Raw genomic sequence first — 14,426 nt, forward strand, 5'->3', positions numbered from 1 at the left:
TTCGTTGAATAAAGGACAACGACATATACGGATTCGGGATATTATCGCCAATCATGAAATTGAAACACAAGATGATTTAGTCGATTTTTTAAAAGATGCAGGCTATAATGTGACACAAGCTACAGTATCAAGGGATATAAAAGAGCTTCATTTAGTGAAAGTACCATTACAGGATGGGCGTTATAAATATAGCTTACCCGCAGATCAGCGTTTCAACCCAGTCCAAAAATTACATCGTGCATTAGCAGATGCTTTTGTAAGTATTGATGGAGCATCTCATTTTTTAGTCATGAAAGCTCTTCCTGGGAATGCGAATGCGATTGCATCCCTACTTGACCATTTAGATTGGCCAGAAATTTTAGGTACGATTTCTGGAGATGATACCATTTTAATTATTTGTCGAAATGAAAATGAGCGTGAAAATACAAAAAATCGCTTATTAGATATGCTTTAATTTGATTTAGAGGTGACATTTTGTGTTAAGAGAGCTTAGTATTCGAAACTTTGCCATCATTGAGGATTTGACTGTCAGCTTCTTAGAAGGCTTAACAGTTCTCACAGGGGAAACAGGTGCCGGAAAATCCATTATCATTGATGCGGTGCATTTACTTGCAGGTGGACGAGGCAACACTGAATTTATTCGACATGGCGCAAGAAAAGCAGAATTGGGTGGCTTATTTCAAATTTCGAGTTCAGCTCATCCTGTTCTGAAAAAGTTAGAAGAAGCAGGCATTGAAATTGAAGAAGATACGATTATTTTACGTCGTGATTTAAATGACACTGGTAAAAGTATTTGTCGTGTGAATGGAAAGCTTGTGCCCTTATCGGTGCTTAGAGACATTGGGGCAAGTCTCATTGATATTCATGGTCAGCATGAAAATCAAGAGCTAATGGATGAAAAGCAACACATCAATTTGCTTGACCAGTTTGCTGAAGAAGAGCTATTGCCCATTCAAAAAACGTATCGTGCCCAGTACGATGAATACCGCTTACTAAAAAAAGACTTAGCTTCTATATCCATTGATGAGCAGCTGATGGCACAACGTATCGATTTGTATCAATTTCAAATTAAAGAGTTGGACGAAGCTAATTTAAAGTTAGGTGAGGAAGACGAGCTTCTAGACGAACGCCGTCGTCTGATGAATTTTAATAAAATTTTTGAACGTTCTAGTGCAGCCTATGAGGCCATACAGGGCGAAACAAAAGGGCTTGATTGGATCGGAACAGCAATGGGTGCTTTAGAAGATGCTGCAATGGTTGATGAGCAATTCAAAGAATCATCGGAGGCAGTTACAAGTGCGTTTTATGCATTACAGGATGCAGCCTATCAGGTCAAAAATGTGTTAGATGAATTGGAATTTGACCCTGCACGTTTAAACGAGGTGGAGCAGCGTTTAGCGTTGTTGCAAACTTTAAAACGCAAATATGGTACGACAGTGGAAGAGATCTTGGCTTATTATGAAAAAATTAAAAACGAGTTAAATGAGCTGTTGAACCGTGATGAGATTTTGCAGGTGAAAGAACGACGTGTGTTAGAGATGGAAGCTGTACTCAATGAGCTGGCTAGTGAACTTTCAACTGTACGTAAAGCTGCGGCTCAACAATTGAGTGAGGCAATTATGGCAGAGCTACGTGAATTACATATGGAAAAAGCAAAATTTATTGTCAATTTCGATGAATTACCCTATTTCGACGCCAATGGGAAAGATCAAATTATCTTCTACATTTCCACAAACGTTGGGGAGCCACCAAAGTCTTTACCGAAAATTGCATCCGGTGGAGAATTATCACGAATGATGCTAGCGTTGAAAACCATTTTCTCTTCTTCCAATGGCATTACTTCCATTATCTTTGATGAGGTGGATACAGGTGTCAGTGGTCGTGTTGCGCAAGCAATTGCAGAGAAAATTGCTGCGATTTCAGTTAATTCTCAAGTTTTATGTATTTCCCATTTACCTCAAGTTGCAGCGATGGCAGATCATCATTACTTCATCAAAAAAGAAGTCGAGCATGATCGAACGTTTACTTCCTTATCAGAAATTGATCAAGATGCTCGTATAGAGGAAGTTAGCCGTATGATGTCTGGAACGGAAATTACAGCTTTGACACTTCAGCATGCGACGGAGCTTTTAAAAATGGCAGATGAACGAAAAAAACAAATGCGTTAACCATTATTCCAGAAACAGTTTCAGCTGTTTCTGGCTTTTTTCATTTTGCGCAAATATTTACCGCTTATAAGAACGTCACAACAACACATAGTAAAAAGACAAAAATGAAAAGGAGGTGTCGTATGAATCGTCATTGGCGTCAATTAGTCATTTTGCCTATGCTCATCTTTTTATTAGTAATGCCTATACAAGCTTTAGCCGCCAAAAAGCTTATACCAATGGGCGAAGCAATTGGAATTCAACTTCAATTGTCACATGTATTTGTCGCACACGATGTACTATTAGCTTCCAATCAGTGGATGAAAGGAGGCGCTGTTATTGAAAAAATAAACGATATACCAGTAAAATCCCTTGCTGAAGCCAAGCAGGCTGTGGCAAAAGATGGCCAACAAAAATGGACGATCAATAGTGAAGGCCAACAAATTACATTGGAATTACAAAACCAAGAAGCAGAGCATGTCATTTCCTTTTTAAAAGATGAAACAGATGGAGTAGGAACACTGACTTATATTGATCCAGAGACAAAAAATTACGGTGCACTAGGTCATCAAATTGTCGATTCAACCCTACAAGAAGCCCCTGTTTTTAGAGCTGGCTCCATTTTTTTAGCTTCTATTCAGCAAATCCGAAAAAGCACACCAGGCCAACCAGGCTATAAAATTTCCTCCATTGAAAAGCATCAAGAACGCCTAGGCAGTATAGATAAAAATACTATTTATGGTATTTTTGGCCGCTGGGAAGACGGTTATCAACAAAGATTACCCAAAGCGATAGAAATTATGCATGAAAAAGATATAAAAACGGGGAAAGCTGAAATCTATACAGCCATTGAAGGCAGTAAGGTGGAAACCTTTTCAATAGAAATTACCAAAGTGGAAAATGAACGCCTTGAATTTATAGTATCTGACGAGAAGCTCATTGAAAAAACAGGTGGCATTTTGCAGGGAATGAGTGGCAGTCCTATTATCCAAGACGGTCGTTTTGTCGGTGCTGTGACACATATGTTTGTGGAGGAGCCGAAAAAAGGTGCAGCGCTAACAGTAGCGGAAATGTTAAGAAGGTCTTCATAAAAAGGTATGAAAGGTAAAAATCCGTTTAATTTTCCCTAGGCAGGACAAAAGCCGCGGGAAACTACACGGATTTTTTACCTTTATTTCATCGAATCCAACATGTATTTCCGATAATTTCCTGAAGAAGGCATGATATTTAAAAAAACTGTAGTTTTATCTACTAAATTTATCTAAAATAAGTTATAAGAGCATTCGACAGGTCGCAGTTCTTTAGCATAACTTGTCGATATTAAAAGAAAGTATCGGACTACATACTCATTTTTGGAAATAGAAAAGGTTTTTAAAACAAAAATGTCGAAAATTCCACAGTGTGCCAAAAACGGCATTTAGGGGTTTAGGTTATCGCTTTGAGGTGTTCAAAGCAAGTCCAGAAGGAGGAATTGAAATGACAAAGGTAAAAGTAGCGATTGCAGATGATAATCGTGAGTTATTAAAAACAATGGAGCAGTATTTTCAAGGACATGCCGAAATAGAAATTATTGCAACTGCTTCAAACGGAAAAGTATGTCTACAAATGCTTGAGGAATTTACACCAGATATTTTACTTCTAGATATAATAATGCCTCATCTTGACGGTTTAGCTGTATTAGAGTCCATGTATCAAAATGAAAAAATGTCATCAATTCAAGTCATTATGCTAACGGCTTTTGGCCAAGAGGATGTCATGAAACAAGCGGTAGATTTAGGAGCTTCCTATTTCATGCTAAAGCCCTTTGAATTCGACCAATTGGTACAAAAGATTTTACATTGCGCTGGACAGAAGGCGACACTTCCGAAAAAGACAAGCGTACTACAACCGACAGTACCTCAAAAATTAAATCAGCATCAATTAGACAGTACGATTACTGCTATCATTAAAGAAATCGGTGTACCCGCACATATTAAGGGCTACTCCTATTTACGTGAAGCCATTCAAATGGTCTTTGAGGATATTGAATTATTAGGATCTGTAACAAAAATTTTGTATCCAGAAATCGCGAAAAAGTTTAATACGACACCATCTCGTGTGGAACGTGCGATTCGCCATGCCATTGAGGTTGCATGGAATCGCGGCAATTATGAATCCATTTCGTCGATGTTTGGTTATACTGTCCATCACTTAAAATCAAAGCCTACAAATAGCGAATTCATTGCCATGATCGCAGACAAAATCCGCATTGATATGATGGCTAGCTAGTACCAATATAATCATTAACATATACAGCAATTATACTTCGCATAGTATAGCGCCTTTTTAAATCATATTGTTTAAAAGGGCGCTTTTTTTGTTACTTCAACAAATACTATGGAAATTTCTGTGGCTGTCCTTTAACATTGAAACCGTTAAAAGAACGTCTAAATCAGATAAAAATACACGAAATACATGTAAGAAGGGCAATGGAGTTATTATTCTCATGGTAGGTGATCACAGTAAAAAGTGTAAATATTCAATTAGAGGGAATGAATTCGCTCGAAATCACTCAGATTGAGGAAGAGCTATTTGAGGTGCGTTTAGTATTCGATGGTAAAATAAGTATGCAATATATGAATCGACAGCAATTGAAACAACTAGGTTCTACTTTCCATATCGAAAGTAATATCAATAAAATAGTCTAAAATACCTAAATTACCTATAGTTTAGTGAGAAGCAATCCTCAATACCTGTCAATGGGAGATGTTTTATTTAAAATAGCCTAATGGAATTACTTTGGATTTATCGGTAATTTTAATAAAAAAACTCAAAAACAAACAATTAATTGGTATTAATTATCTATTTTTATTTATAAAAAATAAAATATTGGCTCATTTTTTAATGATTAGGTAGTACCATTTTCTTTCTCGGTAGTGACAATGGTCTCTAAACAAATGTAAGTGGATTGTATATACTTACATATAGAGGGAAGGAGGAGGTAGCTTGATTCTAGTTCGAAATGAAAACTTCGAAATTTCTGAGGAAAATGGCAAGGTATTTATGCTTACTTTTAGCCCTGGTTTCCCATTAAAAGAATTTGACAGCATCCTACGTAGTCATCCACGACTGAAATTATCTAATTTTTCAATTTTAAAAAATGTGTTATCAACCCAGAATACAAATCCTGTTGAAATTGGACGCTGGCTTCCGAACATTGAAGCAGAAGTGGCACGTGATAAGATGTCAGCCTCTGTTTTTATATATGAAACGCATGATTATATTCAAAATAATAAAGAAAAATTAACACAACAAATCCGAGAAACACTCAATGAAAATGGAATTGTACACGGAATATTGGATTTTGATATATTGAAGGCTGAACCAGGAAAAGCATTCTTAATTGCTCAAGGTGAGCAACCTATAGCGGGAATAGATGCACAAATTACATACTTACCTAAACCCGAGAGAAAGCCAGTCATTCGTGAAGACGGAAAAGCGGATTACTATGATATGAATTTTATTTCGGAAATTTCAGAAGGCTCTTGGCTAGGTGAAAAGATTCCTGCGACATTAGGTAAACCGGGGAAAAATGTGCTAGGTCAAGAAGTTGCTGCTGTACCTGGTCGAGATTATCCAATCAAATACGATACAAAATCGGCCTATGAAGTGGAAGAAGACGGAAAAATCGTCATTCGCTCGAAAATTGCTGGTGTTTTAGATGATGTCAAAGGCATGATTGGTGTAAACAGACACCTTCCTATAAATGGGGATGTTGGAGTGGAAACAGGTAACCTTGAATTTAATGGTTCACTTAGTATTAAAGGTACAGTAACAAGTGGCTATACGGTTATTGCAACTGGCGATATTTCCATTGAGGGAGCTGAGGGTGTAAGCGGTGCCAAGCTTATTAAATCCATTGAGGGTGATGTCTATATTCGTGGTGGCATCTTTGGACTTGGTTCAACAGTGGTAGAAGCAGGTGGCAATATATTTGTTAAACATGTGAATGAAGCAAATTTATTTGCAGCTAATAGTATTCATATTGGTTTTTACGCACTAGGATCACAGCTTTCTGCTCATTCGATTTATGTGGATGAACGAAAAGGTAAAATTATTGGGGGACGTGCAGTAGCCAAAAATACGATTGTTACGGCCATTTCTGGGAACCGATTAGAGCGACGAACAGATTTGATAATAGAAAGTATTAATAAGCAAGAGAATAACACCGTGATGCAGGAAAAAGCAGCACAGCTAAGACAATTGCAAACAGAGATTTCAGCACACGAGAGTAGCATGAAAAATTTATTGCCTTTTCTCAATCAAATGTCCAAAGAACAAGCAGCGTCCTTTGAAGTGACAAAGCAAGCCTTAACTAAATTAAAGGGCGAAGCGCTTACATTAGATCGTGAAATCAAATTATTAATGGATGAAATGCGTCATGTAGGGAAAGAAGAGATTATTGTGACAAAAGAGGCCCATCCTGGAACGTATATTCAAATTGGCAGAAAATCATCTTTATTAAGCAAAATGACGAATGGTAAATTCATCCTAGAATTTGGTGAGTTAAATGTCTAAGGCAGCTTTTATTCCTGTTTTTGCACATCGTGGTGCTTCTGCTTATGCATTAGAGAATACCTTTAAAGCTTTTGAAAAGGCATTAGAGCTAGGTGCTGATGGAATTGAATTAGATATTCAATTCTCAAAAGATGGTTTACCTGTAGTGTATCATGATCCACAATTATCGAGGTTAGTAGGCACCAATAAATTGGTAAGCGATTGTACGATCGAGGAGCTTCTGCGCTTTAAACTTGGTAAGCCTTGGAGACGTTTATTTTCGTCATATAAGATGCCAGCGTTTGAGGCAGTTTTAGCATGGGCAAATACACAGCAGATGCCGTTGAATATTGAATTAAAATCAACGATCTTGGACAATAAGAGTGGGCTAATTCATTTCCTTCGTGGGTTAGCTCTGCCAAAAGGTAGTCATTTTTCATCCTTTCACTATGAGCTTTTAGAGATCGTAAAAAAGCATAGACCAGAATTTGAAACGGCCCTTATTGCGACGAAAAAAATAAAATGGGATCTTCTAGCTGATTATAAAGCGGCTGATAGTGTGCATATGCATAAAAGGTACTACAAACCAAGATACTTGGAGGCCTGTGTTACAAGTGAAAAAGCATGTCGTTTTTATGCTATTGATGGTACAGAATCATTTTTAACCAATCCGCACCCTTCTGTCATTGGTTGGATTACGGATTATCCTGATAAAGTCCTTAGATCTCAGCAACGGGTATAAAAAGAGCTATCCAGTAAGTCTTTCCTGACTTATTTGGATAGCTCTTTTTATTTTTTTTGGAAGCGTGGTGCTACTTTTCCGTTTTTTCGATCGCGATGTAGTAAAAATCCAGCGAAAAACCCAAAGCCTATTACGAAGAAAATGACCCCAACGATAAATTGCAGCCATAAAAATGGGAATGGTGAAATGAGCTTACCAAATAATGTATCACGCATAAATTTAATGCCACCTGCAGCCATAAGACCTGGAATAAGCATTACAATAAATGCAGCTAAACGGGCCATGTATACCCCTCCTTATTCCTATGATTAATTTTACCTGTGGATGGTAGAATGTCAAGGAAGGGTATAAACCAATATAATATTTTTAGCTAAAAACGTAGCAGGACAGAAAGTAGCAATTGTAACTGAATGTTTAGAAAATTCTTACTTAAATAAGAATATGTAATAATAGTTGCGAAATTGTGAATTTGTCAGTATTGTAAAAATAAGTGGAGCAATATTATCCATTACTAAACAATTTCTTCTTTAAGTATTAGGGTCTAAACACCTACTGAATAATAGGAGCTCAGAATTTGCTGAGTGAGGACGCTACGAAGATTAGATTGTTAGATAAAACTTGATTGGATGGGCATTTGGGGATGCACTTTCCAAAGCAAAGGGGCGAGTTTCATGGAAATCTTCAAGTATATGGAAAAGTATGATTACGAACAATTGGTATTTTGCCAAGATGAAGCATCAGGGTTAAAAGCGGTTATCGCTATCCATGATACAACACTTGGACCAGCACTAGGTGGAGCACGTATGTGGACGTATGCGTCAGAAGAAAATGCAATTGAAGATGCATTACGTTTAGCACGAGGAATGACTTACAAAAATGCTGCAGCTGGTTTAAACCTTGGCGGTGGAAAAACGGTCATTATTGGTGACCCATTTAAAGATAAAAATGAAGAAATGTTTCGTGCGTTAGGTCGTTTCATCCAAGGATTAAATGGCCGCTATATTACAGCTGAAGACGTAGGTACTACGGTATCGGATATGGATTTAATCCACGAGGAAACAAATTATGTAACAGGAATTTCTCCTGCATTCGGTTCTTCAGGTAATCCATCTCCAGTAACGGCTTATGGTGTTTATCGTGGTATGAAGGCAGCTGCAAAAGAAGCATTCGGTTCAGACTCACTAGAAGGATTAAAAATTTCTGTACAAGGTCTAGGAAATGTAGCCTACAAGCTTTGCGAGTATTTACATAATGAAGGGGCAAAACTTGTTGTAACAGATATCAATCAGGCAGCAATTGATCGAGTTGTTAATGACTTTGACGCGATTGCAGTGGCACCAGATGAAATCTATGCGCAAGAAGTTGATATTTTCTCACCATGTGCATTAGGTGCAATTTTAAATGATGAAACGATTCCACAATTAAAAGCGAAAGTGATTGCTGGATCTGCAAATAACCAATTAAAAGATTCACGTCATGGTGACTACCTACATGAATTAGGTATCGTTTATGCACCAGATTATGTAATCAATGCTGGTGGCGTTATTAACGTTGCGGATGAATTATATGGCTATAATCGTGAACGTGCAATGAAACGCGTAGATGGCATTTATGATAGTATTGAAAAAATCTTTGCTATTTCAAAACGAGATGGCATTCCAACATATGTGGCAGCGAACCGCTTAGCAGAGGAACGTATCGCTCGTGTAGCAAAATCTCGCAGCCAATTCTTAAAAAATGAAAAAAATATTTTACACGGTCGCTAATTTACACGGTTGATACATGAAGAGAAGTCGCATTGTCGACTTCTTCTAATTTTCAACAAGAAATTAGGGCTTTCATGAAGTAAAGCTAAAGTTTCTAAAGCACTGACTGTTAAAAAATCACTTGGTTATTGTTTAATAGAATCCTTTAGCACTTTTCTCAATAGGGGGGAATAAACATGGCTCAAAATTATGATGTTGTCATTTTAGGTGGAGGTACAGGTGGTTATGTTGCAGCCATCCGCGCTGCTCAGCTAGGCTTGAAAACAGCCATTGTAGAGCGTGAGCGTTTAGGTGGTACTTGCTTGCATAAAGGCTGTATTCCAAGTAAAGCCTTACTACGAAGTGCCGAAGTATATCGTATGGCTAATAAAACAGCTAGCGAATATGGTGTCGATATCGAAGGTGTGACATTACAATTTGACAAAGTTCAAGCTAGGAAACAAGCAATCGTTGAGCAATTAAGTCAGGGTGTGAATACACTGATGAAAAAAGGAAAAATAGATGTTTATCATGGTACAGGGCGAATTTTGGGTCCATCTATTTTCTCACCTATGCCAGGTACAATATCTGTAGAAATGTCCAATGGCGATGAAAATGAAATGCTTGTGCCTACGAATGTTGTCATTGCAACGGGCTCAAAGCCTCGTGGTATGGCAGGGTTAACGATAGATGGGCAATATGTGCTGAATTCAGACCACGCATTACAGTTAGAAAGTTTACCAAAGTCACTGTTAATCGTTGGTGGCGGTGTTATCGGAATTGAGTGGGCATCCATGCTTTGCGATTTTGGTGTATATGTAACAGTTGTAGAATATGGTCCATCTATTTTACCAGCAGAAGATGCGGATATCGTTAAAGAAGTGACGAAACAACTTGAAAAACGAGGAGTTCGTATTGTTACGAATGCTCGCTTAGATACAAATACATTCAAAATCGAAAATGATAACGTTTTCATTTCTGCAAAAGTGAATGAAAAAGAAGAAATTTTTGAGGCTGATAAACTATTACTTTGTGTAGGGCGTGAGGCGAATACGCAAGGTATTGGTTTAGAAAATACAGAGATTGAAGTGGAAAACGGCTTTATTAAAGTGAATGATTCCTATCAAACGAAAGAGTCTCATATGTATGCCATAGGAGATGTGATTGGCGGCTTACAATTGGCACATGTCGCTTCTCATGAAGGGCTTTCAGCTATTGAGCATATAGCAACAGGGAAAACAGAGACATTGGATGCACTAAAAGTACCGAAATGTGTTTATTCCTATCCAGAGGTTGCTAGCATTGGATTAACAGAAAGTGCTGCTAAAGAACAAGGCTTTTCATTAAAGATTGGTAAATTCCCGTTTAAGGCCATTGGTAAAGCATTAGTAAATGGAGAAGCAGAAGGCTTTGTCAAAATTATTGCTGATGAAGAAACAGATGATATTTTGGGTATTCATATGGTAGGGCCTCATGTAACAGATTTAATTGGTGAAGCATCCTTAGCAAAAGTGTTAGATGCAACACCATGGGAAATTAGTCAGGCCATTCATCCACATCCATCCTTAAATGAGGTGTTAGTGGAATCTGCTCTCGCAGTGGATGATCGCGCTATCCATTTTTAATTTTCTGAATTTCATAACTAACATATCCAAAAGTGGGGATATAGGATAAGATAGTTATTTCTCTATAATACGAAAGGGGTGTTCGTATGCAAGATGTTCAAATCAAACATGAAGATTTAGGTTTGTCAAATGAAGATGTACTTGCTATGTTCGAAACAATGTTAATGGCCAGAAGATTAGATGAGCGTATGTGGTTATTAAACCGTTCTGGTAAAATTCCGTTTGTAATTTCCTGTCAAGGTCAGGAGGCAGCACAGGTTGGAGCAGCCTTTGCACTTGATAAAAATAAGGATTATATTGCACCATATTATCGCGATATGGGTGTTGTTTTACATTTTGGAATGACACCAAGAGAACTGATGTTATCTGCGTTTGCTAAAGCAGAAGATCCAAACTCTGGCGGTCGTCAAATGCCAGGTCACTTTGGCCAAAAGAAAAACCGTATTTTAACAGGTTCATCTCCTGTTACGACTCAAGTTCCACACGCAGTGGGTGTTGCACTTGCAGGACGTCTACAAAAAGAAGATTTTGTTTCTTTCGTTACGCTTGGTGAAGGTTCATCCAACCAAGGAGACTTCCATGAAGGAGCGAACTTTGCAGGTGTGCATAAGCTACCAGTCATTATTATGGTAGAAAACAATCAATATGCGATTTCTGTGCCAGTAGAGCGTCAACTAGGCTGTGCAAAAGTATCTGATCGTGGGATTGGCTACGGAATGCCAGGGGTAACAGTGGATGGGAAAAATCCGTTACAAGTGTATAAAGTGGTGAAAGAGGCCGCAGATCGTGCACGTAATGGGGAAGGTCCAAGCTTAATCGAAACGGTAACCTATCGTTTAACAGCCCATTCATCAGATGATGATGACCGTCAATACCGTACGGCTGAAGACATTGCAGAAGGTAAAGCAAAGGATCCAATTGTATTATTTGAAAAATATTTAATGGATGCTGGCGTAATGACAGATGCGATACGTACTGAAATCGAAGAGCGTGTCATGGCAGAAGTAAATGAAGCAACTGATTATGCTGAAGCGGCTCCATATGCACAACCAGAGCATGCACTTAAATATGTTTATGCACCAGTGGACGGAGGTGACATGTAATGGCAGTAATGTCTTATATTGATGCGATTACATTAGCAATGAAAGAAGAGATGGAACGTGACGAACGAGTTTTCATTTTAGGAGAGGACGTTGGTCGTAAGGGCGGTGTATTCAAAGCCACTACTGGACTATACGATCAATTCGGTGAATACCGCGTGCTCGATACACCTCTTGCAGAAAGTGCGATAGCTGGTGTAGGTATCGGTGCAGCGATGTACGGTATGCGTCCGATTGCTGAAATGCAATTTGCTGATTTTATAATGCCAGCTGTCAATCAAATCGTCTCTGAGGCAGCAAAAATTCGTTACCGTTCTAATAATGACTGGACTTGTCCAATGGTCATCCGCGCACCTTTTGGCGGCGGTATTCACGGGGCACTTTATCATTCACAATCCGTTGAAGCACTTTTTGCTGGTACGCCTGGTTTGAAAATTGTCATTCCATCAACACCGTATGATGCAAAAGGTTTATTGAAAGCTGCTATTCGTGATGAAGATCCGGTATTATTTTTCGAACATAAACGTGCCTATCGTTTAATTAAAGGGGAAGTACCACTAGATGATTACACATTGCCAATTGGTAAAGCAGATGTAAAACGTGAAGGAGATGACGTGACAGTCATTACCTATGGTTTAGCAGTCCACTTTGCTCTACAAGCGGCAGAACGCCTAGCTGCGGATGGTATTTCCGCTCATATCCTTGACTTGCGTACAGTTTACCCTCTGGATAAAGAAGCGATTATTGAGGCTGCAAGTAAGACAGGTAAAGTATTGCTTGTTACAGAGGATAATAAAGAAGGTAGTATCATGAGTGAGGTTGCTGCTATTATTGCAGAACATTGTTTATTTGAGCTTGATGCACCAATTCAACGTCTAGCGGGACCTGATGTGCCAGCCATGCCATATGCACCAACGATGGAGAAATATTTTATGATTAATCCTGATAAAGTGGAACGTGCTATGCGAGAACTTGCTGCGTTCTAATAGATCACAACAAGGCTGAATGAAAAATAAAAGCCTCAGACGGAACAACAGATTTTGACTTTGCACAGTTGAAAGTCAAAATCTGTCTAAATGCCTATCTACGTTTAATGTTTTTAGCGCTGCATCAGGTACAATGACGCCTAGGCTTAATTGATGGGAGGAATAAAGGATGTCGGTTCAAAATATTACAATGCCACAGCTCGGCGAAAGTGTAACAGAAGGTACAATTGAAAAATGGCTTGTAAAGCCTGGAGATACAGTTAAAAAATATGATCCATTAGCAGAGGTTGTTACAGATAAAGTAAATGCTGAAATCCCCTCATCATTTGAAGGGGTTATCACGGAGCTACTTGCGCAAGAAGGTCAGACATTACCAGTTGGAGCAGTCGTTTGCTCGATTGAAATAGCGGGAGAAGGTGAATTACCAGCACCGCCACCTGAAAAAAAATCAGCGGTAAGTACGGCTATTTTAAATGCAGGTGTTCAAAAGAAACAGGAGGCACCACAGCAGGTAAAAGCCCCTGTAGCTGCACCAAAAGAGGCACGTACAGGTAAAGTACGTTACTCACCAGCTGTTCTTCGACTTGCGCAGGAGCATGATATAGCTTTAGACCTTGTAACAGGTACTGGCGAGGGTGGTCGTATTACACGAAAAGACCTGTTAAAGCTCATTGAAACAGGTAATATCCCAACGGCAAATGATGTAGCACAAGCAGCTCCAACCGCTCAAACAACATCAGCACCTACAGCAGCTCCAGCACCACAGCAACAAGTGGAAAAAGCAGCTGCACCTGTACAACCTATTCATCCAGGAGATATCGAAATTCCAGTGACGAAGATCCGTCGTGCGATTGCGAATAATATGGTGAAAAGTGTACATGAAGCGCCACATGCTTGGATGATGATGGAAGTGGATGTAACAGATTTAGTGACTTATCGTGATAGCTTAAAGAATGAATTTAAGCAAAAAGAAGGCTTTAATCTTACATATTTCGCCTTCTTTGTAAAAGCGGTTGCTCAAGCTTTAAAGGAATTCCCAATGCTGAATTCGATGTGGGCGGAAGATAAAATCATTCAAAAACATGACATCAATATTTCGATTGCAGTAGCAACGAATGATGCCTTATTTGTACCTGTTATAAAACACGCAGATGAAAAATCCATTAAAGGAATTGCTAAAGAAATCCATGAACTGGCTATCAAAGTCCGTACAGGGAAATTAGCAATGGATGACATTACTGGTGGTACATTTACAGTGAATAATACAGGTGCATTTGGTTCTGTTCAATCAATGGGCATTATCAATTACCCACAAGCAGCGATTCTACAAGTGGAAAGTATTGTAAAAAAACCTGTTGTTTTACCAGGTGGAATGTTTGCTGCACGTGATATTGTGAATTTATGTTTATCATTAGATCATCGTGTACTTGATGGACTTGTCTGTGGTAAATTCCTAAATAGAGTGAAAGAAATACTCGAAAATACCAATAAATCTTCAACGTCAGTCTACTGATGACTTGTCGGAAACCTGCTGTATAAGGGTTT

Annotated in this window: 13 protein-coding genes; 12 read left to right on the plus strand and 1 reads right to left on the minus strand. The window is 38.6% G+C overall.

The window, feature by feature from the left end; genetic code table 11:
- The first annotated feature begins 4 nt into the window (after positions 1–4).
- From ahrC to V1L66_RS08875, 7 genes are all read left to right on the plus strand, one after another.
- Positions 5–454, plus strand: a complete 450-nt coding sequence (ahrC, locus tag V1L66_RS08845; RefSeq protein ID WP_016994727.1) for a transcriptional regulator AhrC/ArgR — start codon at positions 5–7, stop codon at positions 452–454.
- A 22-nt stretch (positions 455–476) separates the two neighbouring features.
- Positions 477–2,168 carry a DNA repair protein RecN gene (gene recN / locus V1L66_RS08850; protein WP_036076572.1) on the plus strand — a complete coding sequence of 564 codons (1,692 nt, stop codon included), beginning with the start codon at positions 477–479 and terminating at the stop codon, positions 2,166–2,168.
- Between the two features lie 122 nt (positions 2,169–2,290).
- Positions 2,291–3,238: a SpoIVB peptidase S55 domain-containing protein gene (locus tag V1L66_RS08855; protein ID WP_016993891.1), complete on the plus strand. Its 948-nt coding sequence runs from the start codon at positions 2,291–2,293 to the stop codon at positions 3,236–3,238.
- Between the two features lie 385 nt (positions 3,239–3,623).
- Entirely contained in the window at positions 3,624–4,415 is a 792-nt protein-coding gene (gene spo0A / locus V1L66_RS08860; protein ID WP_016993890.1) for a sporulation transcription factor Spo0A, read from the plus strand.
- A 263-nt stretch (positions 4,416–4,678) separates the two neighbouring features.
- Positions 4,679–4,834 (plus strand): hypothetical protein, encoded by a 156-nt coding sequence (locus V1L66_RS08865; protein WP_333005236.1) that lies wholly within the window; start codon positions 4,679–4,681, stop codon positions 4,832–4,834.
- A gap of 298 nt (positions 4,835–5,132) precedes the next feature.
- Positions 5,133–6,704 carry a FapA family protein gene (locus V1L66_RS08870; RefSeq protein WP_312124230.1) on the plus strand — a complete coding sequence of 524 codons (1,572 nt, stop codon included), beginning with the start codon at positions 5,133–5,135 and terminating at the stop codon, positions 6,702–6,704.
- Positions 6,697–7,425: a glycerophosphodiester phosphodiesterase gene (locus V1L66_RS08875; protein WP_036076577.1), complete on the plus strand. Its 729-nt coding sequence runs from the start codon at positions 6,697–6,699 to the stop codon at positions 7,423–7,425. Before V1L66_RS08870 ends, V1L66_RS08875 begins: the two co-directional genes overlap by 8 nt.
- Before the next feature lie 47 nt (positions 7,426–7,472).
- On the opposite strand, the gene V1L66_RS08880 is transcribed toward V1L66_RS08875, so the two are convergent.
- Positions 7,473–7,709 carry a DUF2627 domain-containing protein gene (locus V1L66_RS08880; RefSeq protein ID WP_016993886.1) on the minus strand — a complete coding sequence of 79 codons (237 nt, stop codon included), beginning with the start codon at positions 7,707–7,709 and terminating at the stop codon, positions 7,473–7,475.
- Between the two features lie 387 nt (positions 7,710–8,096).
- Here V1L66_RS08880 and V1L66_RS08885 point away from each other — a divergent pair, with 387 nt between their 5' ends.
- The 5 genes from V1L66_RS08885 (at position 8,097) to V1L66_RS08905 (ending at position 14,394) form a co-directional block, all read left to right on the plus strand.
- On the plus strand, positions 8,097–9,191 hold the full coding sequence (locus tag V1L66_RS08885; protein WP_036076580.1) for a Glu/Leu/Phe/Val dehydrogenase: 1,095 nt from the start codon (positions 8,097–8,099) through the stop codon (positions 9,189–9,191).
- Between the two features lie 176 nt (positions 9,192–9,367).
- Positions 9,368–10,795: a dihydrolipoyl dehydrogenase gene (lpdA, locus tag V1L66_RS08890; RefSeq protein WP_036076583.1), complete on the plus strand. Its 1,428-nt coding sequence runs from the start codon at positions 9,368–9,370 to the stop codon at positions 10,793–10,795.
- A gap of 86 nt (positions 10,796–10,881) precedes the next feature.
- Positions 10,882–11,898, plus strand: a complete 1,017-nt coding sequence (locus V1L66_RS08895; RefSeq protein ID WP_016993883.1) for a thiamine pyrophosphate-dependent dehydrogenase E1 component subunit alpha — start codon at positions 10,882–10,884, stop codon at positions 11,896–11,898.
- Positions 11,898–12,881 (plus strand): alpha-ketoacid dehydrogenase subunit beta, encoded by a 984-nt coding sequence (locus tag V1L66_RS08900; RefSeq protein ID WP_016993882.1) that lies wholly within the window; start codon positions 11,898–11,900, stop codon positions 12,879–12,881. The genes V1L66_RS08895 and V1L66_RS08900 overlap by 1 nt, the downstream gene beginning before the upstream one ends.
- 169 nt (positions 12,882–13,050) lie before the next feature.
- Positions 13,051–14,394 (plus strand): dihydrolipoamide acetyltransferase family protein, encoded by a 1,344-nt coding sequence (locus V1L66_RS08905; RefSeq protein ID WP_333005228.1) that lies wholly within the window; start codon positions 13,051–13,053, stop codon positions 14,392–14,394.
- Positions 14,395–14,426 lie beyond the last annotated feature (32 nt).

It is taken from the genome of Lysinibacillus sp. IITD104 (assembly GCF_036698265.2).
Taxonomy (GTDB): domain Bacteria; phylum Bacillota; class Bacilli; order Bacillales_A; family Planococcaceae; genus Lysinibacillus; species Lysinibacillus boronitolerans.